This window comes from Aliiroseovarius sp. S2029 (genome assembly GCF_023195575.1).
GTDB lineage: Bacteria > Pseudomonadota > Alphaproteobacteria > Rhodobacterales > Rhodobacteraceae > Aliiroseovarius > Aliiroseovarius zhejiangensis.
The window spans coordinates 529,619-552,929 of record NZ_JALPQE010000001.1 but is presented as its reverse complement, the minus strand read 5'-3'; the positions used below and the strand labels follow the sequence as shown (position 1 = coordinate 552,929).

General features: G+C 59.3%; 15 protein-coding genes and 1 tRNA gene. 10 read left to right on the top strand and 6 right to left on the bottom strand.

From position 1 onward, the window contains the following. Window positions 1–184 precede the first annotated feature (184 nt). The 5 genes from MUY21_RS02735 (at window position 185) to cydX (ending at window position 6,483) form a co-directional block, all read left to right on the top strand. A complete protein-coding gene (locus MUY21_RS02735; RefSeq protein WP_248408850.1) occupies window positions 185–1,849 on the top strand; it encodes an ATP-binding cassette domain-containing protein in 1,665 nt (554 codons plus the stop codon). After that, window positions 1,846–3,453, top strand: a complete 1,608-nt coding sequence (locus tag MUY21_RS02730) for an ATP-binding cassette domain-containing protein (RefSeq protein ID WP_248408849.1) — start codon at window positions 1,846–1,848, stop codon at window positions 3,451–3,453. The genes MUY21_RS02735 and MUY21_RS02730 overlap by 4 nt, the downstream gene beginning before the upstream one ends. Window positions 3,454–3,552: 99 nt before the next feature. Beyond that, the gene (locus tag MUY21_RS02725; RefSeq protein WP_248408848.1) at window positions 3,553–5,166 is read left to right on the top strand and encodes a cytochrome ubiquinol oxidase subunit I; all 1,614 of its coding nucleotides are present in this window, start codon (window positions 3,553–3,555) and stop codon (window positions 5,164–5,166) included. A gap of 5 nt (window positions 5,167–5,171) precedes the next feature. Continuing rightward, window positions 5,172–6,332 (top strand): cytochrome d ubiquinol oxidase subunit II, encoded by a 1,161-nt coding sequence (cydB, locus tag MUY21_RS02720; protein ID WP_248408847.1) that lies wholly within the window; start codon window positions 5,172–5,174, stop codon window positions 6,330–6,332. Between the two features lie 25 nt (window positions 6,333–6,357). Next, window positions 6,358–6,483 (top strand): cytochrome bd-I oxidase subunit CydX, encoded by a 126-nt coding sequence (gene cydX, locus MUY21_RS02715; protein WP_248408846.1) that lies wholly within the window; start codon window positions 6,358–6,360, stop codon window positions 6,481–6,483. Between the two features lie 578 nt (window positions 6,484–7,061). Here cydX and MUY21_RS02710 read toward each other — a convergent pair. Continuing rightward, window positions 7,062–8,192, bottom strand: a complete 1,131-nt coding sequence (locus tag MUY21_RS02710; protein WP_248408845.1) for a helix-turn-helix transcriptional regulator — start codon at window positions 8,190–8,192, stop codon at window positions 7,062–7,064. Between the two features lie 272 nt (window positions 8,193–8,464). Here MUY21_RS02710 and MUY21_RS02705 point away from each other — a divergent pair, with 272 nt between their 5' ends. Next, window positions 8,465–11,167 (top strand): hypothetical protein, encoded by a 2,703-nt coding sequence (locus MUY21_RS02705; RefSeq protein ID WP_248408844.1) that lies wholly within the window; start codon window positions 8,465–8,467, stop codon window positions 11,165–11,167. Window positions 11,168–11,355: 188 nt separating this feature from the next. On the opposite strand, the gene MUY21_RS02700 is transcribed toward MUY21_RS02705, so the two are convergent. Together MUY21_RS02700 and MUY21_RS02695 are read right to left on the bottom strand one after the other, a co-directional pair. After that, window positions 11,356–12,039 carry a Crp/Fnr family transcriptional regulator gene (locus MUY21_RS02700; protein ID WP_229836490.1) on the bottom strand — a complete coding sequence of 228 codons (684 nt, stop codon included), beginning with the start codon at window positions 12,037–12,039 and terminating at the stop codon, window positions 11,356–11,358. A 115-nt stretch (window positions 12,040–12,154) separates the two neighbouring features. Continuing rightward, the gene (locus MUY21_RS02695) at window positions 12,155–14,035 is read right to left on the bottom strand and encodes a cation:proton antiporter (protein ID WP_248408843.1); all 1,881 of its coding nucleotides are present in this window, start codon (window positions 14,033–14,035) and stop codon (window positions 12,155–12,157) included. Between the two features lie 403 nt (window positions 14,036–14,438). Between MUY21_RS02695 and MUY21_RS02690 the strand changes: the two genes are divergently transcribed. Then, a tRNA-Ser gene (locus tag MUY21_RS02690) sits at window positions 14,439–14,528 on the top strand. 308 nt (window positions 14,529–14,836) lie between these two features. Further along, window positions 14,837–15,406 (top strand): hypothetical protein, encoded by a 570-nt coding sequence (locus MUY21_RS02685; RefSeq protein WP_248408842.1) that lies wholly within the window; start codon window positions 14,837–14,839, stop codon window positions 15,404–15,406. 27 nt (window positions 15,407–15,433) lie between these two features. Here MUY21_RS02685 and MUY21_RS02680 read toward each other — a convergent pair whose 3' ends face one another. Beyond that, window positions 15,434–15,613, bottom strand: coding sequence for a hypothetical protein (locus MUY21_RS02680; protein ID WP_248408841.1), 180 nt, complete (start codon window positions 15,611–15,613; stop codon window positions 15,434–15,436). Window positions 15,614–15,987: 374 nt separating this feature from the next. Then, window positions 15,988–16,941, bottom strand: coding sequence for a TMAO reductase system periplasmic protein TorT (gene torT / locus MUY21_RS02675; protein WP_248408840.1), 954 nt, complete (start codon window positions 16,939–16,941; stop codon window positions 15,988–15,990). Between the two features lie 37 nt (window positions 16,942–16,978). On the opposite strand from torT, the gene MUY21_RS02670 reads away from it, so the two are divergent. Beyond that, window positions 16,979–19,780, top strand: coding sequence for an ATP-binding protein (locus tag MUY21_RS02670; protein ID WP_248408839.1), 2,802 nt, complete (start codon window positions 16,979–16,981; stop codon window positions 19,778–19,780). On the opposite strand, the gene MUY21_RS02665 is transcribed toward MUY21_RS02670, so the two are convergent. After that, on the bottom strand, window positions 19,753–20,466 hold the full coding sequence (locus MUY21_RS02665) for a response regulator (RefSeq protein ID WP_248408838.1): 714 nt from the start codon (window positions 20,464–20,466) through the stop codon (window positions 19,753–19,755). The genes MUY21_RS02670 and MUY21_RS02665 overlap by 28 nt on opposite strands. Window positions 20,467–20,582: 116 nt before the next feature. On the opposite strand from MUY21_RS02665, the gene MUY21_RS02660 reads away from it, so the two are divergent. After that, complete coding sequence (locus MUY21_RS02660; protein ID WP_248408837.1) at window positions 20,583–23,252, top strand: molybdopterin-dependent oxidoreductase; 2,670 nt, start codon at window positions 20,583–20,585, stop codon at window positions 23,250–23,252. The last annotated feature ends 59 nt before the right edge of the window (window positions 23,253–23,311 follow it).

The window sequence follows — 23,311 nt, the reverse complement described above, 5'->3', positions numbered from 1 at the left end:
CGGGCCAATGACGGGTGCAGACCTCAGGACAAAGCTTCAATAAACGGAGAAATTCAGAGTTTTCGCCATACGGGCTAGTGCCGGTTGCGCCCAATCCTCTATACGAAATGGTCAGGGAAGTGCTTTCGGTGTGAGTTTCAGTCGCCCGTCGCCACGCCAGAGCAACTGCGGAAAGCACAGAACCATGGCAAGGCCGGAGCAGCAAAACACGAAATCAAGTCGCAGGCTTGCTACTGCGCGGATCATTGCGCCGGTGGCGCGTCAGTTGCGCGTTGCCGGTGTGTTGTCTGTTGCGTCTGGTCTGATCTGGCCTGTGCAGGCGGGTGCGCTGGCATGGGCCATTTCGGGCTGGGTGACGGGTGAAATGACCCGAACCGGCATTGCAGCCGCGCTTTTCACTCTGGGCGGCGTCCTGCGCGCGCTCTTGACGCGGGCGGCCGGCGCCTGCCTTTTTGACGCCGCAGATCGGACCATTGCGCGTGAACGTGCGGCTCTCATCTCGCGCGAGGCACGCGCGCGCGCCGACGTCAGTTCGGCCGAGGTCGCTGCGCTTGCCGTGCAGAAGCTACCGCTCCTTCAGCCGTGGATCACGCGGTATCATGTGGCCATGGTGCGCGTGGCGATCCTGCCCCTTGTCTTGCTGGCGGTGACATTCTGGTTCTCATGGGTTGCAGGGCTCGTGTTGCTGGTCGCAGGACCGTTGATCCCCGTTTTCATGGCACTGGTCGGTATGGCAGCCGAGGAAGCATCGCGGCGACAGATGGTCGAAGTCGGCACGATGAATGCCATGCTTATGGACCGGCTTTCGGCGATGCTCGACATCCGCCTGCTGGGCGCGATCGAGAGCGCGTCGGCGGATTTCGAGGAACGGGCCGAGGCCTTGCGCGTCAAGACCATGAGAGTGCTGCGTGTGGCCTTTCTGTCATCGACTGTGCTGGAACTTTTCAGCGCCATCGGTGTCGCGATGGTAGCGGTTTTTGTGGGCTTCACGCTGTTGGGGGAAATCACCTTCGGAAGCTGGGGAGCCCAGCTTGGACTTGGGGAAGGCCTGTTTCTTTTGCTGATCGCACCCGAGTTCTTTCAGCCCTTTCGCGATCTTGCTGCAGCGTGGCATGATCGCGCGGCGGGCTTGTCGGTGTTGGCCGAACTGGAAGAGCTTGATACGACCGGGCGCGTGGCGTTTCTGGGCACGGCGCGCGAAACTGCACCTTTGCGCGGCCCGATCACGCTCGCGGTCAGCGGAGCCGCTGTCGCGTATTCGGACCGGATATTGCCATTGCCGGACTTCAAGCTGAACACGGGTGAATCCCTCGCGCTTGTCGGCCCCAGCGGTGCCGGCAAAAGCACAACACTTGAGGCCATTGCAGGTCTTGTGCCGCTCGCTCGGGGGCGCATAACCGTATGTGGCAAGACGTTGGGTGAGGACACGGCAGACGCGTGGCGCGCGCGTATCGCAATGGTGCCGCAAACCCCACATTTTGCCGATCAAACACTGCGCGACTGGCTTGACCCCGACGCGGATGAAGCCGCGCTCCGGAACGCCCTTGAGCTTGCAGAGGCAGACAGGATCGTCAGGCGATTGCCCGATGGGCTGGACACCCGTCTGGGTGAAACGGGTGGCGGCGTATCGGGTGGCGAAGCGCGTCGCCTGATGATTGCTCGCGCGGTTCTGAGCAGGCGCGAACTCATCCTTGCGGACGAGCCGACAGCAGATCTTGACCCCGAAACGGCACAGCTTGCCATTTCATCGCTGAAACGGCTGAAAGACGCAGGCCACAGTCTGATCGTGGCGACGCATGATCCGGCCGTCTTTGGCGCGATGGACGCCATTGTAGAGGTGGGGTCATGAAGGCGCTTTTGCCCATCATCCGTATGCTGCTGACGGCAGAGCCCAAATCCATGATCCGTGGCGCCGCCCTCTCGGTGATCGTTCTGTTGATGGGGGCGGCACTTCTGGGTCTGTCGGGCTGGTTCATCACCGCAACGGGGATCGCTGGCCTGGCGGGTGTTGGCATTGCTTTTGACGTGTTTCGCCCCTCGGCAGGTGTCCGGTTTCTGGCACTGGGTCGCACGGCTGCACGGTATGGCGAACGGCTGCTGACCCATGATGCGACCCTGCGGGCACTGGCGGCGCTGCGGGTGACATTGCTGCGCCGTCAGGTTGGCCTTGATGCAAGAGCACTGGCCCGCCTGCGCGGTGAGGCGGAACTCACCCGCATCATCTCGGACGTCGATGCGCTCGACGGTGTCATTCTGAGGTTTGTCCTGCCCGGGCTGGCCGCGTTGCTTACGCATCTGGTCGTCTTTCTTGCGCTTGCATGGCTGGCCGGGTGGGCAGTTGCCGCTGCCGTCCTGCTCGGCTATGTGCCGGTCGCGGTTCTGGTGTTTTGGAGGCTGGCGCGTCAAAGCATCGTTCCGTCGGATCAGGTCGAAACACAATCGCAGGCCTTGCGGCGCGGCATGATCGACATGATCCGGGACCGTCAGGCGCTGATCTTGCGCGCCCGCATTGCCGATCGTGAGGCCGATCTGCTGGCGATTGATGCCTCGACGCGCAAGATGATGCGGGCGCTTGACCTTTCGGATCGTAACGCAATCGCCGCGCTTTCGGTTCTGACCGCGGCGGTGACGGGGCTGGCCCTTTTGGTGGGGGCAGCTTTTGTCGGGCAAGGTGCGCTCGACCCGGCAACCGGCGCTATTGGCGTCTTTGTTGCGCTGGCGCTGGCCGAAGCCCTGCCACCTTTTGCGCGCGGTGTGGCCGACTTCGGCAGGATGGCAGGTGCGGCAAAACGGATCGGGAAAGCCCCCGGACCGATACCCGCAACGGCGGTCAGGCCGGACTCCAAGCCTGATGAGCCGGTTCTATCGGTCGACACCCCGGATCTGACGCTTCAACTTGAAGCAGGCAAGGCGGCGGTTCTGACCGGGCCAAGCGGCGGCGGCAAGACCAGCTTGCTGATGCAGATTGCCGGTATGGCCGCCAGTGAAGGCGTCTTTATTCTCGGCACAGGGGTCGCGGAATGGCCTGACGCGGAATTGCGCAACATAGTCACGATGGTGCCGCAACGCAGTGCGTTGATCGCGGGGACGATCCGCGAGAACCTGTCACTCTCTGGCGAGACGGAGGATGAAGAGATGTGGCGCGCACTTGCGGCTGTTGCGCTTGATGATGTCGTGCGCGCGCGGGACGGGCTTGAAACACAGCTTGGCGAGGGCGGCACGGGTCTTTCAGGCGGTCAGGCGCGCCGACTGACACTTGCGCGCGCTTTGCTTCGGAAGCCGAAACTGCTACTTTTGGATGAACCGATTGAGGGACTTGACGATGCCACAGCTTCGCGCGTCCTGACAGGGATACGTGGGATGTTACCTGAAGCGGCGATCCTTGCGACACTGCACCGCAGCGCAGATCACCCCGTTTTTAATATATCTCAAAAATTAGATATAAGACGGTAGCGCCGAATATATTGTGACGACCGCCACTGCGCGGCCAGATCCCACTACCGGAAATTGCACCAACGGCATGACGTTGGACAGAAATCTAGGAGACTGGAAATGGAGTTCGATATTGTCGAGCTGTCACGCCTGCAGTTTGCAATGACAGCAATGTATCACTTCCTGTTTGTGCCGCTCACACTCGGCTTGGCGGTGCTCGTCGCGATCATGGAAACGGTTTACGTCATGACGGATCGCCCGATCTGGCGGCAAATGACAAAATTCTGGGGCATGCTTTTCGGCATCAACTTCGCGATCGGCGTGGCCACGGGTATCACCATGGAATTCCAGTTCGGGATGAACTGGTCCTATTTCAGCCACTACGTCGGCGACATTTTCGGCGCGCCGCTCGCGCTTGAAGGTCTGATGGCTTTCTTCCTCGAAGCCACATTCGTCGGTCTGTTCTTCTTCGGATGGGACAAGCTGAGCAAAGTGGGACACCTCATCGTGACGTGGCTTGTCGCCATCGGCTCGAACTTCTCGGCGCTGTGGATCCTGATTGCAAACGGCTGGATGCAGAACCCGGTTGGAGCCGAGTTCAACCCCGACACGATGCGCATGGAAATGACAAGCTTTTTTGAGGTCATGTTCAACGAGGTCGCGCAGGCAAAGTTCGTCCACACGGTCTCGGCAGGGTATGTCACGGCTTCGGTTTTCGTCCTGGGCGTATCGGCGTGGTATCTGCTGAAGGGGCGGCACGTCGAACTGGCACGACGCTCCATCACCGTCGCTGCCTCGTTCGGTCTGGCCGCGGCACTTTCGGTCGTCGTTCTGGGGGATGAATCCGGATACTCTGCAACGCACTCCCAGCGTATGAAGCTCGCCGCGATCGAAGGCATGTGGGAAACCGAACCGGCGCCGGCGTCGTTCACGCTGATCGGCCTGCCTGATCAGGAAGCGCGAGAAACGAAATATGCAGTGCATATTCCCTATTTGATGGGGCTAATCGGAACACGCTCGCTCACAACGGATATCGCGGGCATCGACGATCTGATTGCCGAGTCCGAAACCCGCATTCGGTCGGGCATCATCGCCTATGATGCGCTGATGACGATCCGCGAGGAACGCGACGCCACCAGCCCCGATGTGCGCAGCACGTTCGAGGCGCATAGTGGCGATCTTGGCTATGCCTTCCTGCTCAAACGCTACGTAGATGATCCGCGTGACGCCACCGAGGCTCAGATCGTGCAAGCCTCCAACGACACGTTGCCAACGGTCTGGCCGCTGTTCTGGGCCTTCCGTATCATGGTCGGGCTGGGCTTCAGCTTCATCGCGATCATGGCCTATTTCTTCTGGCGCTCCAGCTTCCGCGGGCAAGACTATCCGCGCTGGGCGCTCTGGGGGGCCGTCCTGATCATCCCGACACCGTGGATCGCGGCCGAGCTTGGCTGGTTCGTTGCAGAATACGGCCGCCAGCCCTGGACAGTTGACGGTGTCTTGCCCACTGCGCTTTCGGTCAGTCACCTGTCGGTCGCCGATCTGCTGCTGACACTGGCCGGTTTCATGATTTTCTACACCGTGCTCTTCGTCGTCGAAATGGGCCTGATGCTGAAATACATCCGCAAGGGGCCGTTCGAGGATGTCGAGGAAACCGAAGCCTGGACCGCGCGGCACGAACACCGCCTGCGCACCCACGATGGCAAAGGCCCCTTTGCCGAAACACCAGCGGAGTAAATGCCATGATCCTGCATGAATTTATCAGTTATGACGTGCTTCGCGTGATCTGGTGGGCGCTGCTGGGCGTGCTGCTGATCGGCTTTGCACTTACGGATGGGTTTGACATGGGGGTCGGTGCATTGCTGCCCTTCGTCGCCAAGACCGACACGGAACGGCGCTTGGCCATCAACACCGTCGGCCCGGTCTGGGAAGGAAACCAGGTGTGGTTCATCCTCGGCGGCGGCGCGATTTTCGCCGCATGGCCGCCGCTTTACGCGGTCAGCTTCTCGGGTTTCTACCTTGCAATGTTTGTCATTCTTGCCGCGCTGATCGTGCGGCCCGTCGCGTTCAAATACCGCTCCAAACGCGAAAGCGCGCGGTGGCGCACGGCTTGGGACTGGGCTCTCTTTGCTGGTGGTGCCGTGCCCGCCCTGCTTTTCGGTGTTGCGGTGGGCAATGTGTTGCAAGGTGTCCCATTCGAACTGACGCCAGATCTTTTCGCCCGCTATGAAGGCGCCTTCTATGCGAAGTTCTTCGGGTTGCTGAACCCCTTCGCGATATTAGCAGGTGTCGTATCCCTTGCGATGCTCGTGACCCACGGCGCGGCCTGGCTCTCGTTCAAGGCCGAAGGGGTTGTTGCTACGCGCGCACGCGCCATCGGCTCTGTCTCTGGCCTTGTAACGATCGCGGGCTATGTGTTGGCTGGCGTATGGCTGGCCTTTGGCATCGAGGGGTATGCCTTCGCATCGGATATCGCGGCAAACGGCCCGTCCAACCCGCTTTACTCCGAGGTCGTGCGCACGGACAGTTGGCTGACAGCCTATGCCGCGCGCCCTTGGATCGCTCTTGCACCAGCTCTGGGACTCATCGGAATGGTCATGGCCGTATTGGGCATGCGAGCAGGGCGCGAAGGCTCAACCCTGCTTTGGTCCAAACTGGGCATCTTTGGCGCGATCTCTTCGGTCGGGCTGACGATGTTCCCGTTCATTCTGCCGTCGTCGATTGATCCGAGATCGTCCCTCACCGTTTGGGACAGCTCCTCGTCACATCAGACCTTGTTCGTCATGCTGGTCGCGACGGTCATCTTCATGCCCTTGATCCTTGCCTACACGGCGTGGGTTTACAAAGTGCTCTGGGGGAAGGTCACCGAAGCTGACGTGACAGAATCCAGTTCCGCCTACTAGCACGCTTAACCGGAAGGAAAACAGAATGTGGTATTTTGCCTGGCTCCTTGGCCTGCCCCTGGCCGCGATGTTTGCGGTCGTGAACGCAATGTGGCTAGAAATGCGCCGTGATCGCGTGCTGTCGGAGCAACCGGATATCGGGAAGGGGTAACACAGCTTTCAGCCAACACAGCAACTCAACGCCGGTTGCCCGCGATTGAAACCGCAGGGACCGGCGCTAGCGCAACACCCGCACCTTGTGAAGCAGAATGACCGAAACTTGCTGAGCGACGCGCTGAAAAACGGCTATGATCGTATGACGTCAACTGAACAAATCTTGGCTAACCGGTTTAACTGATAGGCCAGCGTGTCCAGCGGTTCGAGACCTCATCAAACACACCAGAGATTGGCCGCTTGTGGAAACAAGTGCTTGCTGCGGCATGAAGCACTCTGGGCATTGAGGTGTCGTCAATCCGCACGGATTGTTTGCGACCGGGTCACGTCGATCAGCCGCGAGCCGATCGCATACGGAATGGATGGGATGCGAAGGACAACGGTAGCTCAGACCTACAGGAAGACCGGAACGCTACCTCCTGTTTTGCTCGATCACCGCGCCACACCAAGATGGAAGCTGTTCGCCAAAACGGGTTTATTGTGATCCTTGCTGAGAAAAGTGAAGAACAAATGATATTTTACCCATGATATTGAATCTCGGAAAATGAACCGGATTGGGGCTGCCAGCCAATCTTCTTAAATAGAAGTCAGCACCTTGCGAACCAATTCTGTTCGCCGAACGACATCCATCTTTGACATCGCAGATTTAAGCTGGTTGCGGATTGTGTGAATGCTGACCTTGCGAAATTCTGCGATCTCTCGGGTCGACCGACCTTCGGCGATACTCTCTGCGACCTCCGCTTCACAGGGTGTCAACGAGAACAGCTCGACCAACATCCCTTTTGCATCTGTAGCATGCTGATCGCGCATCATGCACAGCATCAGAAGCGGCCTTCCGATCAGCCCGAGATCTGAAAACATCGTGGCGTCATCCCGAAGTGCAAGCCTTGCTGTTCGACACCTGAACACTTGCCCGTTCCTCCGATCGACGGCTCTGAACGTGGTTTCAAGGGTTAGATCATGCCGGGCAAGTCTGTCTGCCAACCTTTCAAGCAACCGTGTAAGCCGCGGGCTTCGAAAAAACAGTCTCTCTCGGAGATCGCAGCAAAACACGGCACCCTCGTTTATTAATGTTTGAGCTTCTTCATTCGCGAAACGGACCCGGCGTTGACCATCAATCGCGACAACCGAAGGTGGGTGCCAAAGCCAGACCTTGACGGCCGTCTGTTCGACGACCTTGGCTGCGATCATCTGATTTATTTCTATTGCGTGTTGAATGCTGGGCACCAGTCGAGCGACGAGCGCCATCCATTGATCCTGCTTTGTCTCGATATCCCGTCGGCGAATGTTGCCCCCCAGCAGGAAGCTGCGCCGCCTGTCATTGAAAATAACCGCACCGCCACCACCCAGAATGTCACCATTGGGCCGCACCCAATCATTGTAAAACTCGGTTCTTACGAGGTCTTCCACAGGACACATTTCCTCGGCGTGCATGACCGATCCTGCTGCGCGATTCATGAAACCGGGAACCCAGGCATTCATTGTTCCATAATACTCGGCATAAGAGCGGACTGCTTCTGGATCGTATCCAGAGCTTTTTATTCCGGACTGGGTGTTCGACCTGACATCTTGCCCGAACATATGGGTGCGCACACCGCCTGTCAGTTGGTGTAGGGCGTCCAGAAAATCTTGCCACTTTCCAGGATCAACCGCAGCTTTGAAAATCAGGTTTGTCAGCCGCGTAAAATCAGTTTGACTTACAGACATAGGAATTCTCTGTCGAAGGCAACAGCTCCACCAGAAATTGATCTATCGGCGCGGATTATAGCAGATTTACCGCTTTATGGCGAACCGGCTTGCCCAGAATCCAAGATCAGTTCCGTCGGGAGTTCGTTTGCAGATGACCCCGAGGCAGGTTCAGATCGGCATGAAATGACCGGCGATACCAAGGGAACTTAGCCCAACTGGTTCATGTCAGACCAAAACCGTTCATCTAATTTGGTGAGTCTTTTCGTCCGCATTTTATCACGGAGGCTCCAATGGCACTCATATTCAAGAGCTCTCGGAATGACATCGTCCGGGGCACAGACTCATCTGATTGGATTTTTACATTTGGGGGCGATGACGAAGTTCATGCCCGCGCGGGGAACGACTTTGTTTTCGGCGGGCGCGGCAATGATTGGATCAGCGGTGGCGATGGTGGCGACTACATCTACGGTCAGCGCGGTGATGATTTTCTGATTGGCGGCGCAGGAGCAGACGTCCTGCGTGGCGGTCGCGGCAATGATACCGCTGTATTTGTCGCAGCAGACAACGCTCGGAATGCGTATCACAATGACGCATATTATGGCGGCAAGGGGCACGACACACTCAGGCTCGAGTTCACGGCGGATGAATGGGCAGAGTGCTCAGTGAAAGAGGATGTGGCGGGCTTTCTGAACTGGCTCTCGGATACATCTGCCGCGCGCTCATTCACATTCACATCACTGGGTCTGACGGCGCGAAGCTTTGAATGCCTGAAGGTTTTTGTCGACGGTGTAGAGATCGACCCCACTGCCCCGCCGGACGTGACCGAGATAGACCTGTCAGATTCGACAGAAGATGAAACGGTCACAATATCTGATGATACTGACACCAATATCCAAACGGGCTCGGGCGACGATACGATCACGGCCGGCAATGGCACCAATGTAATCGACGCGGGTGACGGCAACAACGTCGTGACAACAGGCAGTGGCGACGATGACATTACCACGGGGTCCGGTGATGATACCGTCACGATAGGCGATGGGGACGATATCGTGCGCACCGGTGCCGGAAACGACACGATTATTGCCGGGGCCGGTTTGGGCGATGACATCATCGACGGTGGGCTAGGCAATGATACAGTGGCCTACCCATCTGTCACAAATGGGGTCACGATTGATCTCCGCGCCGAGGATCGGTCGGGCACGATGACAATAAACAACGGCACAATAGGGGATTATCTGTCGTCGAAAGGATATTCGGTGACCACGCCGGTTGGCATTGCGACTGGTGATGTCTCCCCGACGGGACAGGACGAAGTCGAAGTTGATATCCTGATCAGCATTGAAAATGCCACGGGTGGGAAGGGCAGCGATCACATCACGGGCAACGACGACGACAATGTTTTGCGAGGCGGCGATGAATCGGACACGGGGAATGACACGCTTCTGGGTCTAGCGGGCAATGACCTTTTGATTGGGGGGGCCGGAAACGACACCATTGATGGTGGTGCGGGTGACGATACGATCGAAGGCGGTGCCGGGAATGACACGATCGATGGTGGCGAAGGGTTCAACCAGATCGTCCTGAGCGGGACCAATGACGACTATGACGTCATAAGCAACGGCGACGGCACCTACAAGGTCACGGATGTCGGGGGAACTGGCGACGGTGTCGACGTAATCACCAATATCGAAGACCTCGTGTTTTCCAACACGACGTTGGCTTTGTGGACGTTCGTGGATGGATTCGACATCTTCGGCACCCCAAATTCTGAAACCATCTTCGGGACACAGGGACGAGACAATATATATGGCGATGCAGGTGACGACCAGATTTTCGGACGCGGAGAAGAAGACTGGATTACAGGAGGCGCTGGAAATGACTTGATTGATGGCGGCGATGGAGTAGTTGACGACGATTCTGGTTGGGACGCTGCGGACTATATGGAGGAAACATTTGAAGGAGGGTCTCAGGGCGTCACCGTAAACCTTGGCACCCAAACCGCGACGGACACGTTCGGCGACACGGATACTCTGGTTAATATCGAACGGATCAACGCCACGAATTTCGCGGACAACCTCATAGGATCCGACGATGACGACGCATTCGACCCTCATGGCGGTGATGATGAGATTCACGGCGGCGATGGTTGGGACAATCTGATGTATCAACTGTCCGCCGGAGAGGGCGGAACATCCGGGATCGTGGCAACATTTAGCCCGACCGTTGAGGGCTCAGGAACTGTGAAGGATCCGTTTGGGGATACTGATACTTTTACCGGGATCGAAGCCCTTCGCGGCACCGAGTTCGATGACGACGTAACTGGCGGTTTTGGTTTTCAGTTCATTCGCACATTTGCGGGGGATGACATCGTCGACGGAACGATAGGGCAACAGATGCTGGGCTATCATGACGATGCGAATTACGGTGGTTTCGAAGGCATCTCGGTCGATATGTCCGTGGTCGATGGAAACGGTTTTGCGACCGTGACTGACGGTTTCGGCGATCAGGACCTGATCAAGGATATCGAGGAAATTCGCGGCACCGGCACCGACGACTCCATCACTGGCAGCAGTGCGGATAACTTCTTTCTTGGTGAAGCTGGCGATGACCTTATCGACGGACAAGCCGGCAGCGATACGATCCAGGGCGGGTTGGGGAACGATACGATTCTGGGTGGGGTCGGCGACGACAATCTTGATGGCGGTGCGGACAACGACACCATCACCGGGGGTGCGGGAGTTGACGTCATGATAGGTGGAGCCGGCGCTGACCAATTCATCTTCAGCCTCGGCGACGGCAATGACATCATCGAAGATTTCACGGTCGGAGAGGATCTTCTGGTCCTTGAGGGCGGCGTGACCATCACCGGATTGTCCGAGCTTGACGTCGGAGGTGATGCCAGTTTGGACACGGTCGTAGAGTTGTCGAGCGGCGAAGAGATTGCACTGTTGGATGTCTCTGGTCTCACCGACTGGAATGCCCTTTTGTGAGTGTTTGGCCCTCTGCGTCTGCGCCACTGATTTTCGGGTTTCTCTGATCCGGTTTCAGGAACTGGTGGGCGCAGAGGGGTTTTGTATGGGGTGACACCCGATCAAGAATGATTGTCTCGAAGAAGCAGATCAATGGGCCGAGCTAGAAAATAGGTCGATTTGTGCGATGTCACCACGGTCGCCTTGTCTTACCCGTCGTCGCGGGCGTAGTCCCGCAATTGCTGCACATCGCTGATGATGGCGCTGGCCTTGTCAATCCGCACCCCATACGCCCCCAGCCGCGAAAAGGCGCGTGACAGGCTTTCGGGTTTCATCCCCAGACGTCCTGCGATCAGAACCTTGTCGTATGGCAATTTGATCGCACAATCGTCGGGCGTGCCGTCGCACAGGCCAAGCAGAAACTCGGCCACACGCTGCGGTGCGGTCTTGGCCTTCAACTGCTCAAGCTGTGTCACCAGCCCGTGCAGATGTGTGAAAGTCGAGGACAGGATGGACAAGGCGACCTCGGGATCCTGTTTCACAAGCTGAACCATGACATTGGTCGGGATATGCATGACCTCGCAATTGGTGGCTGCCTCGCCCGACACCGGATAGGGCAGTTTTCGCAGGGCGACGGCCTCGCCGAAGCTTTCGCCACGGGTGAAGACGCTCACCACCGCTTCGGTGCCGCCGCGCGTCATGCGGTAGAGCTTCACCCAGCCATCCAAGACAATGTGGATCGCATCGGCAGACTCCTCTTGCATGAACAGTGTTTCGCCACGCTCGTAATGCCGCCATGTCGCTTGTGACAGGATCGCGTCCACATGCACATCGGGTAGCGCGCGCATGAAAAGAGAATTGCGCGCAATCGTCTTATACTTTTCAAGTGGCACTGTGTTTCCCCTGTAAACGGCACTGTGCAAGCAGCGCGCCATCCTGTTCCGGCATCGTTTCTATCTGCGCAATCCGGCGGCGTCCACCATCTGAATGCATCTGGTGCACCCGGGTTTATTCGCCAGAGCGGGTTGCCCTGACAACACGTCCGGCCAACTGTTCTTCCCAGGATTTCATCATCTCATCGACCCGTTTCATATAGGCTTCGTTTTCAACGGTCGGCGTGTCGATGTCATGCAGCTGGGCAAGGTCGAGCATCACTTCACGATCCGAGGCGTCGAACTCAGCCACCATACGTTCTGCCGTGGCACGACCGTGACCAAGCGCCTCGAACGCCGAACGGGTCATCCGCAGCGAGCTGTCATACACTTCGCGGATCACGTCGCGGCACCCCACGGACCACAGGTCATAGACATGGTTGCGGTCGACCGCACGGGCAATGACATGCACATGCGGATGATGCGCGCAGACATAGCGGGTCATTTCGGTGATCGCCTCTTTCCCGTCGATCGCGATGACAAGGATCTTCGCGTCCTCGATCCCGGCGGCGTGCAGCATATCGGGACGAGTGGCATCACCGAAATGTACGCTGATTCCGAACCGGCGCAGCATCTCAAGCTGCTCGGACGAATAGTCCAGCACCGTCGTGTCATACCCGGCGGCGCGCAGCCCCCGGTTCACGATACCGCCGAACCGGCCGTGGCCAGCGATGATGATCTGGGCCGGTGTCTCGATCGGATCAGCGTCGCGCCGGTCCTCATGCGAGTATCTTGGTGCGATCACGCGGTCATAAAGGATGAACAGAAGGGGTGTCAGCAGCATCGACAGCGCCACCACCAGCAGCAAGAGGTCGGCAATTTCCTTGGGGATCACGGCATTGGCAACCGAGAAGGTCAACAGGACAAACCCGAACTCACCAGCTTGGGCAAGGCCCAGACCGAACAACCACTTGTCACCGCCCGTCAGATGAAAAGCACGGCCAAGCACCATCAGTACGGTGGATTTCAAGACGATCAGCCCAACCGTCAACCCCAGAACCAGCGCGATGTTCTGACCCAGTAATTCAAAATCAATGCTGGCCCCGACGGTGATGAAAAAGACGCCAAGAAAAATGCCCTTGAACGGGTCGATGTCGCTTTCCAACTCATGCCGATAGGCGCTGCCACCCATCACGACCCCCGCCAGAAAAGTGCCCAGGGCCGGAGACAGTCCGACAAGTGTCATCAAAAGCGCAATGCCCAGGACCATCATCAATGCTGCGGTGATGAACAGCTCGCGCAACCTGGCGCGGGCCACGAACCGGAACACGGGTGTTGTCAGATAGATGCCGATGAATACGACCGCCGCGATGGCGCCCAGCGTGACCAGCGCCGTCTGCCACCCGTTCAGACCGTCAACCAGGCTGAGGTTCAGATGGGATGCACCGGCACCGTGATCGCCCGCATCACCCGCCCCGTGCGACAAGGTGGTGGCCAGGTCCCGCTGCGCCAGCAAGGGGATCAGGGCCAGCATCGGAATGACCGCGATGTCCTGCATCAACAGCACCGAGAAGCTCGCCTGCCCCCCGTCAGATCGCAACAGCCCCTTTTCGCGCAGGGTTTGGTTGACGATGGCGGTCGAAGACAGGGCCAGCACCAGCCCTATGGCCAATCCGATGGCAGGCGACAGGCCGAACGCCATCGCAATCAGCATGACCAGACCCGCTGTGACGATCACCTGCAACCCGCCCAGAACGAAGATCCGCGCTCGCATGTCCCAAAGGGCGCGCGGGTTCATCTCAAGCCCGACTACGAACAGCATCATAACGACGCCAAACTCTGCGAAGTGCTGAAGCGCGACCACATCCGCGCCCATTGCGTGCAAGAACGGGCTGATGATGATCCCGGCCAGCAGGTACCCCAGCACCGACCCAAGCCCCAGGCGCGATGCGATCGGCACTGCCAGAACCCCTGCCAGAAACAGCGTGTAGGTGATCAGCATGAACTCGGCGGTCATCGGGCATCCTGTCTGTTTGGCAAGCCGACCGGGCCAGGCACTGGCCCGTGCAGCGTCGCACACGGTGTGGTGCGCGGGTGAAACGCACGATGGTTAACCCGTTCATCTCTCAGTCAACCCCGTGCACCGGACTGGGTCAAGATTTTGCCGAACGTGTCAGGCTTCCTGGGCCATGTGCGTTTCAGAGCTGTACCGCCATCCGTCCGACCGCGGCACAATCACGATCAACCCGCTTGCGGTGTCTGCGACTGACACGTGCCAGCGCCGTGACTGGACCCGAGATCGCGACAAACAGGCTGAGCCAGCAATCCTGCGCATGTAAAGATGGCAGGCCCCGATCTTTTTCGAAAGAGCACAAGTTTCGCCTTGTATTCCCCATCCCCGCTTGGCTATACGCGTCGTCGGAGACGTGGCCGAGTGGTCGAAGGCGCTCCCCTGCTAAGGGAGTAGGCGGGAAACCGTCTCGAGGGTTCGAATCCCTTCGTCTCCGCCATTACCAATTGATTTTATTGGATAAATCGGCGCTCAATCAATCCTACCCACGAACTACCCACGGAATTTTGGGGCCTGCAACAGACCGAAAGCCCCGCCTTTCGCTCACGAAGACGTGACTGCATGTCGCACCCGGCGACAATCATCACCGTCAAATCCTTTGGCTGAAACACGCATGAATTCGGCATGTGTATCGTGTTTCAACCCTAACTTTGTCCGCCAAATGCGACTATCTACGTCTTGTTGCTTCGCCCCCGCGCTCCACCATATATTGTGGAGTATGCTCGGACCCTGCGACAGTGAGTTCTGATGGACCTAACAAAATACTTGGCGATCTACGCCGCTTTGCTTTCAACTGCGGTCTTCGCATGGAACGTGTCGCGGGCGCGGCCAAAAATTCGAGTAAAGTTGATTTTTGCTGTTGAGCAAGTGGAAGGCGAATATGTGCATGGCGTGAGCGTTGCGGTGCAGAACCCTAGCCCGCATACGGTGCATCTCACGAATATCTCCCTACTTTATCCATGGCGAAGGCCGACGACAAAAGACTATCTGGAACATATATTTAGGTTTCGCCGCTGGCCTAGCAGAATTGGGTGGGTGCATACGAGCCTTTCGAATTATGACATTGAAGATGGTTGCCCGGTCGCATTGGAACTGGGAACATCTCACAGCGTTCTCGTGCCCGAAGATAAGCTGGAAGAACTTCTAGAAGACGCTACGAAACGCCGCCTTAAGGCTGTGGTGCAAGACGCGCTTTGGCGGAACAAGTACTCGCCGACGTTTGAGTATCCGATTATTCCGAAGCAATCCGACGATGCAGAGCCAGCGTCCACGGCGGAAATTGAACAAAAAGATTCGGCGCCCGAAGACGCGGCTTAGTTGCCCTTGGCACTTAGGGAGGGTTAGTCAGGCGGCGACGGCGTAGGTGCTGCGGCAAACTTCAAGGGTGCGGGCACGATCCGACGCGGTGACGGTGTAGAGCGGCACGGCAAGCAAGGCGGTTTCGGTCAGGTCTACGGCCAAGCCTTCGGCGGCTAACGCGGCGTTGATCGTGGTCGCCGGGGAAGCAATGCCTACAGCAAGCACGCCCGGCACGTCCCATCGGCTTTCCGGCACATGGTGCAGGATATGGTGCAGGCGCTCGGAGACGGCTGGCAGGGCCGCGCAGGATCAGCCTAGGCGCTGATCCATCACCGGGGCGGCTAGGGCGGCTGTGGGCACGCACACGGGCAACTGACGCTCCCCTAACGGTCGCCGCTTGGGTTATCTTCGCCTGTTCATTCGTTTGGTTCGTGAGGGTGAGGTGTCTGCGATGAAGGCCTGCGAGTGGGGGTTGCCCGGCGTCACGACCCTTGCCCACGGCGCCGACGAAACGCGTTGGCAATGCGTCCGCGGGCCGGTTCAAACCTGATTGTGACCTGTAATCGACCTGATCCTCGAAGATCGGCAAGAATGCTGATTTACTGGATAACGGGAAAGTAGTCGGCCGGGGACAGTACAACTTTGTCGGTCACCTCGTCTTGACCGCTGACCAACACGATCTCCGGTCGGCCCATCGCGGCGTGCTGGCTTTTTCCCGGAACAGACAGCAATTGGCGGATCGCCAGCATGCCTTGTTGTCTGGGATCGTCAAACGGAACTGCAAGGATCCGGCCATTCGTCAAACTGCGCTTGATCGTGTGGCTGATGTAAGTCGAGGCGAGCCTGACATCACTGTTCTGGCCCGTGTTGCTGATCAGGCCGATTGCGGCCTCGACGGCGGGCGCGCTGCCGATCAGAAGGTCGATTTTCGGAATGGTGGCAAAGGCTTCTTCCACAAGTGCCAGTTGCTGACGCAGGCCGGTATCGGCACTGAAAACGGCGATGATCTCTATGCTGCTTGTCGCCAGCCCCTCGCGCAGGCCCTGTTCCAGCGGGCCGGTCCACCCTGCCTCTTCGGGGCCAGACACGAGCACCGCGCGCTGCGGGACCGTGTCCGCCGGGTGCAGATCTGCCAGATAGCTGCCAAGAACCAGGCCCATTTGCCGCCAATCGACCCCGATGCGCCCCGACAGGTCAGGGCTGCGCAGCTCATTGACCAATCCCAGAACCGGCACCCGGGACGACACGTCGCGAATGGCCGACAGCAATTCGGCATGGTCCGAGGTGACGGCGCCGATCAGGATCGCGTCGACCCCACGGGCCGCACAATCGTTCAGCTGGGCGATCTGGGTGGCGAGGGCGCGGTATCCGCCAGCCTCGTAAAACAGCAGTTCGATGTCATGGTGCCGGGCTTCCTGCTCAAGCCCGTATCCGACGCTGAGCCAGTATTCATCCTTGAAATGTGGCACCAGCACGCAGACCTGCCGGGGGGTGTTGGCAGAAACCGGCTCCGCCCGCAGCCCGGTCAGCACCAGAGCGAAGACAATGGCCACGATTGCAGTCGTCCAACGCCTTGCGTAGGTTGCGGGAATGCAACGCCAGTCTTTCGACAAGAAGCTAATGCTCGTGTTCTCCCTGATGGGGTTTCTGGCCCTTATGGTGGGCGTGGCCGCGGTGGGCGTCAACCGCTATCTGATCGTCTCCAACAGCCGTCTGATCGAACAAAACAGCCCCGCGATGGCGTTGTCGGGGCGGATCGCGGCCGAGGCTAATGTGGTCCGTTCGCTTGCGGTGTCTTTCGCCCAGGCCGATACGGCCACGGCACAGGATGATCTGTCCACCGCGCTGAAACGGACCGTCACGGGTATTCAGGACGGCGTGCAGACCCTGGAAGGGATCAGTGACAAACCGCCCGCCAACCCGATGCAATCCGACATTCTGGCCATCGTCGACACCATGTCGCGCCATGCCAAGGAGGCGCTGGAACTTGATGCACGATTGCGGGAGCAGACTAAGGCAGCCAGCGATATCGGTCGGGAACTGGGCGCGCTGCTTGAGGCAGAGCTTGATCTGGCGCGACTGAAGATCACTGCCGGGATTGCCGACATTCATGCCAGCCCGGGCGTTGACACACGCCCCCGGCTGGATCGGCTGGCGGATCAGGATTTCTTTGCCTTTGACCGACTGACAGAACTGCTGCGCGCCGCCGAGGCGCTGCGCCTGGGATTGCAGCAGGTGCCACAACTGACCCGACCCGAGCAGATTGCAGAGGCACGCGGCCAATTTGAACGCAGTCACGCCCTGTTCTTGCGACGCGTGCCTTTCATGCCGACAGAGGCGGGTCGCAACGAGGCGCTCAGGCTGCTCGCGATGCTTGAGCAGGCGTTGGAAGCCGAAGGCCTGATTGCGCTTTCGTTGCGCGTGATGGAGCTGAAACAAGCCGTTGCCGACGACAGCGCAGAGCTGCAAAGCCGGGTGGAGGCGTTGTCGCAACATGCAGAAACGGTCCGCCAACAGGTGCAGCAGACGAGCCTGGCGCAGATCGACCGGGCCAACACCCTGACGGCGCGTCTGGCCAACGGGCTGCTGGCGCTGGTGGTGTTGTCGGGCGCGCTGGGCGCCTGGGCCTGGGTCTATGCCCGGCAGGAACTGGTCGCGCGCCTGCGCAACGTGGCGGACCGGGTGATTGCCGTGGCACAGGGGCAGTTCGGCACGCCGGTGCCCATTTCCGGGCGCGATGAGATCGGGCGCATGGAAAAGGCGCTCAACATCCTGCGCCGGCGGGCGATGCAGGCGGCGCGATTGCAGGAATCCCTTGAGCAGGCGGTTGTGGCGCGCACGGGTGAGGTGGTCGAGGAAATGCGCGCCTCGGACAAGGCCCGCGCCGAGGCCGAGGCCGCCAATCGCGGCAAGTCAGAGTTTCTGGCCCGTATGAGCCACGAAATCCGCACGCCGCTCAATGGCGTAATCGGGATGCTTGACCTGTTGCAGGCCGAGGCAACGAGCGACGCGCACCGCAATCGCATCGCAACCGCGCTGACCTCGGCCCGGGAGTTGCTGGAGCTGAGCAACGATATCATCGTCTATTCCGGGAGCGAGCCTTTGTCCGTCCGGGCCAACCCGGTGCATTTCGACACGCGCGAGTTTACCGGGCAGCTGGGCCATTATCTGTCGGCCCTGGCCCGGGAAAAGGGGCTTGAGGCCAATGTCGATCTGGCGCCGACCGTGCCGCCTGTGGTGATCGGTGATGTTGTCAAGATCCGCCAGGTCGTGACCAACCTTTTGTCCAATGCGGTGAAATACACTGATGCAGGATCGGTCACCCTGTCGGTGGATTTTGCCATGGATCAAGACGAAGAACAGGCCGTCTTGTCGTTCGTCGTGCAAGACACCGGCGCAGGGATGAGCCGGGCTTTCCTGGCGCGCGCCTTCGACGCCTATTCCCGCGAAGATGACGTGGCGCGCAGTTGGACCGAAGGTGCCGGGCTGGGCTTGCCGATCTCGCGCAATCTGACCGAAGCAATGGGTGGCGGTCTGACGGTGGAAAGCGAGCCCGGCATGGGCAGCCGCTTTACCCTGAGTGTGCCCGTCTGCATCGGCGACCCGGACCAGATCGAGCGGCATGACGTCGCCTTGCCCGAAGATGTTGGCAAATCTGTGCTGGTGATCGAGGATCATGCGGTGAACCGTATGGTGGCACGGGGCTATCTTGAGCGGCTGGGATGCACAGTGCACGAGGCCGAAACCGGGGCTGCGGGGCTGGCGGCGGCTAAGGAAGAGGTGTTTGACCTGATCCTTGTTGATCTGGGCCTTCCGGATATGTCCGGCGAAGAGGTGATCCGGCAACTGGCACCCATTCGGAGCGATGCGGTGGTGGCCGCGCTGACCGCACGCGCGATTGACGATACGCAGGCGCAACGTGACCGGCTTGGCGTCAGCCGTATTCTGGCCAAGCCGATCTCGCCGCGCCGGTTGGTTGAACTGCTGGAAGGTATACACGACACGACGCAGAATGCGTCCAGGCCGGGCATGGGAACGCCGGGATATGAAGCAGTGCTTCAATGCGTGCAGGGCGATATCCGCGATCTAGGCGCCGAAACCACGGCGCAGGTGTTGCGCGATCTTCTGAGCGATATCCCTTCGGCACTGCGCGAGATCGAAGAGGCCGATCCCGACGCGCGGCGCAGGCTTGCTCACCGGCTGAAAGGGGCCGTGTCGAATTATGGGCTGGAGGCGTTGCGCAGCCAGTTGGCGCAAATCGAAGGCGACAAGGGCACGTTGACGCCCGCCCGTATAGACGCCGTCCGGACGGCCGCGCAGGACGCCTGCGCGATGCTCGAAACCGCCGCTGCGCAGACCGGGCTTCAGGATGTCTCGGCGGTCGAGGGCTGAACGAAGCGATAGCCTTCACCATGCACCGTGAGAATCCAGTCGGGGCAGGCGGGGTCATCCTCGATCTTTTTGCGCAGGCGACCGACCACCACGTCGATTGTGCGGGTGTTGGATTTCTGATGCCCGCGGCCCAGAAGGTCAGCAATCCGCGCCCTGCTGAGCGTAACGCCGGGGTAATCCGTCAGCGCCTTCAGGATGCCGAATTCAATACTGGTCAGCGGTTCGACCCGTGCCTGGCTGACCAGTCGGCGGCGAATGCGATCAAAGCACCATGGCCCGAATTCGCTGATCGGGGGCGGCCCTTCGGGTGCCAGTCCGATATCGTTGATCCGGGCCAGCAAGTTCTTGACCCGCGCGGCCAGCTCGCGCTTGTCAAAGGGTTTGGTGACGTAATCATCGGCCCCCATTTCAAGCCCCACGATCTTGTCGACCTGATCGTCACGTGCGGTCAGAAGGATGATACCGACCCGCGAATTGGCCCGCTGCTCACGGGTGATGGTCAGCCCGTCCTTGCCGTCCAGATTGACATCCACAAGCAGAAGTTCGGGCGGGTCCATGGCGATGATATGTTCCATCGCTTCGGCATCCTCGGCCTCGCTGACACGGTGGCCCTGTTCGCGCAGATAAGCGGCAAGGCGCATCCGGGTGACGCGATCATCTTCGACGATGAGGATATGCTGAGACATTCCGCGAATGTTACATTTCTTTACAATTTCGAACAAGCCCTTTTGCGGCGTATCAAGGTCCGTGCGGAGGCCGGAGATTAGGACTGGGGCAAGTTTCTCAGCCAAGGAGGCTCACTATGTCACTTACCACACCCACCCGTCGCGCTTTCCTTCAGGGCGGTGCCGCTTTCTTCGGAGCAGCCAATCTGATGGGAACCACCGCGCTTGCCGCACTTGACCCCAACTCGTTCCGGGACCGCGCGTTCCACGCCACCCACTATGGCCCGTTCGAAGCCGTCGTGCGCGATGGCAAACTGGTTGGCGTCAACGCGATCATGGAACTGGACGCCCGTCCGACAGAAATGCTGACCTATGGCGTCATGGACCGCACCTATGACAAATCGCGCATCAACTATCCGATGGTCCGCAAATCCTATCTGGAAGGCTGGGAAACCGGCGACACCAAACCCGAACTGCGCGGCAAGGAAGAATATGTCCGCGTCGATTGGGACACGGCCTGGAGCCTGACCGCCAAGGCGCTTCTGGACACTGCCACCAACCACGGCAACGAAGCGATCTTCAGCTCGTCCTATGGCGGCTGGTCGAACGCCGGGTCGTTCCGCCCCAACGTGATGCAGGGTCGCCTGATCAACCTGATCGGTGGCTGCACCAACACCGCTGGCGACTGGTCGGCCGGGGCCGGGCAAGTGCTTCTGCCGCGCGTGATCGGCGACATGGAGGTCTATTCCGGTCAGACGGCCTGGGAAGTCATCCGCGACAACACCGAGGTTTTCGTGCTGGTCGGTTGTGACCCCATCAAAAACAACCGTATCGAATATCGCGTGGCTGACCACGGCATGTATGGCCCGTGGGAACAAATTCGCGACGCAGGCGTCAAGTTCATCTCGATCAACCCGCAACGCACGGCGTCGGACGAATACCTTGGCGCAGAATGGGTCAAGGTCGTCCCCAACACCGATACCGCCCTGTTCCTGGGTATGGCCTATCACGTTCTGGAAAACGGTCTGGAAGACCGTGAATACATGGACAAATACACCGTCGGCGCCGACAAGTGGACCGCTTATGTGAAGGGCGAAGACGACGGCACACCAAAAACACCGGCCTGGGCGTCCGCCATCACCGGCATTGACGAAGCCAAGATCAAAGAACTGGCCGAACTGCTTGCCACGTCGAACACGCAGGTTGCCGGATCGTGGGCAATCCAGCGCGCGCAGCACGGCGAAATGGCCTATTGGTCGCTTGTCAACTTCCAAGCCCTGACCGGCAAGATCGGTAAACCGGGTTCGGGAATTGGCTTCTCGTGGCACTATGGTAACGGCGGCATGCCACAAAGCGGCGCACGTACGCCTGTCGGCATGAGCCAGGGACGCAACTTTGTCAAAAAGGTCGTTCCGGCTTCGCGCATCACCGAGGCGCTGGAAAATCCGGGCAAAGAGTTCTTCTATAACGGGTTCACGAACACCTATCCCGACATCAAGATGATCTTCAACGCCGGCAACAACTTCATGTCGCACCAGCAGGACACAAACCGCCTGATCCGTGCGCTTGAGAAGGTCGAGACTATTGTTTGTGTCGATGTTTGGTGGACGGCCGCAACCCGTTGGGTCGACATCGTTCTGCCCGCCGCTTCGACGCTGGAACAGGACGACATCACCTCGGGCGGGACCTATTCGAACGACAAGGTCTATGCGATGAAGAAGGTGATCGAGCCTGTGGGCGAAAGCCTGCCCGACTATGAAATCTTCGAAGGCCTGGCCGACAAGCTGGGGCTGTGGGCGCAATTCACCGACGGCGAGGACAAGATGTATCACATCAAGCTCGCCTATGAAGCCTCGGGGGCTGCAGCAGAAACACCGTTCGAAGAGTTCTGGGAAAAGGGCTATGCCCGGATGCCAGTGCCTGATGCGGCGCGCAAATGGACCCGCCACAGTGAGTTCTACAACGACCCCGAAGGCAGCCCGCTGCACACGGATTCGGGTAAGATCGAGATGTTCTCGGAAGGCATTTCAGCCATGGACATCGACGACTGCCCCGGCATGCCGGTCTGGATGGAAAAACACGAATATCTCGGCAACGCCAAAGAAGGTCAGTTGCACGTCGTGTCGCCCCACCCGTGGTATCGCCTGCACAGCCAGATGGACCAATCCGAAAAGCTGCGCGCCCTCTACAAGGTGCAAGGCCGCGAACCGGTGCGGATCAACACGCAGGACGCCGCTGATCGTGGCATCGAAGATGGCGATCTGGTCGAGCTGTACAACGACCGTGGCACGGTGATCGTTGGGGCTGTTGTCAGCGACGACATCATGCCGGGTGTGGTTTCGCTTTATGAAGGGGCATGGCCGTCACTGGACAGCAAGGGGCGTTGCAACTCGGGTCTGGTGAACTTCCTGACCTCGACACAGCGGTCATCGGGGCTGGCACAGGCAACCACGGCCAACACCGTGCTGGTTGAGATGCGCAAATGTGAAGACCCCGAAGGTCCGAACATGGCCTATGAAAAACCGGCTATCATCGAGGACATGGAAATCGCAGCGATCGACGATGAAGCGGTCGGGGCCGAGCGGCTGGAAGCTTTGACCGAAGCCCTTTACGCCGACATGTCCCCCGGCGAGAAGATGTTCTTTGAACGCTGCACCGTCTGCCACGCCCCGCGCGAGGTAACGCACTATACACGGCAGCAGTGGAAAGGCATCGTCCCGTCCATGTTCGAACGCGCCGGTCTTGAAGAAAGCGAACGCGAACTTGTCATGGATTACCTGATGAAGAACGCCGCCGACGCGAACTGAACGCAGGCAAAACATGCAGCGGGCCGGCTGACCGGCCCGCTGACCACGATGATCTCAAC

Excerpts from the sequence above, each read along its gene's own strand:
- MUY21_RS02735 (WP_248408850.1), top strand. The coding sequence starts at position 185 with ATGGCAAGGCCGGAGCAGCAAAACACGAAATCAAGTCGCAGGCTTGCT.
- MUY21_RS02730 (WP_248408849.1), top strand. The coding sequence starts at position 1,846 with ATGAAGGCGCTTTTGCCCATCATCCGTATGCTGCTGACGGCAGAGCCC.
- MUY21_RS02725 (WP_248408848.1), top strand. The coding sequence starts at position 3,553 with ATGGAGTTCGATATTGTCGAGCTGTCACGCCTGCAGTTTGCAATGACA.
- cydB (WP_248408847.1), top strand. The coding sequence starts at position 5,172 with ATGATCCTGCATGAATTTATCAGTTATGACGTGCTTCGCGTGATCTGG.
- cydX (WP_248408846.1), top strand. The coding sequence starts at position 6,358 with ATGTGGTATTTTGCCTGGCTCCTTGGCCTGCCCCTGGCCGCGATGTTT.
- MUY21_RS02710 (WP_248408845.1), bottom strand. The coding sequence starts at position 8,192 with ATGTCTGTAAGTCAAACTGATTTTACGCGGCTGACAAACCTGATTTTC.
- MUY21_RS02705 (WP_248408844.1), top strand. The coding sequence starts at position 8,465 with ATGGCACTCATATTCAAGAGCTCTCGGAATGACATCGTCCGGGGCACA.
- MUY21_RS02695 (WP_248408843.1), bottom strand. The coding sequence starts at position 14,035 with ATGACCGCCGAGTTCATGCTGATCACCTACACGCTGTTTCTGGCAGGG.
- MUY21_RS02685 (WP_248408842.1), top strand. The coding sequence starts at position 14,837 with ATGGACCTAACAAAATACTTGGCGATCTACGCCGCTTTGCTTTCAACT.
- MUY21_RS02670 (WP_248408839.1), top strand. The coding sequence starts at position 16,979 with ATGCAACGCCAGTCTTTCGACAAGAAGCTAATGCTCGTGTTCTCCCTG.
- MUY21_RS02665 (WP_248408838.1), bottom strand. The coding sequence starts at position 20,466 with ATGTCTCAGCATATCCTCATCGTCGAAGATGATCGCGTCACCCGGATG.
- MUY21_RS02660 (WP_248408837.1), top strand. The coding sequence starts at position 20,583 with ATGTCACTTACCACACCCACCCGTCGCGCTTTCCTTCAGGGCGGTGCC.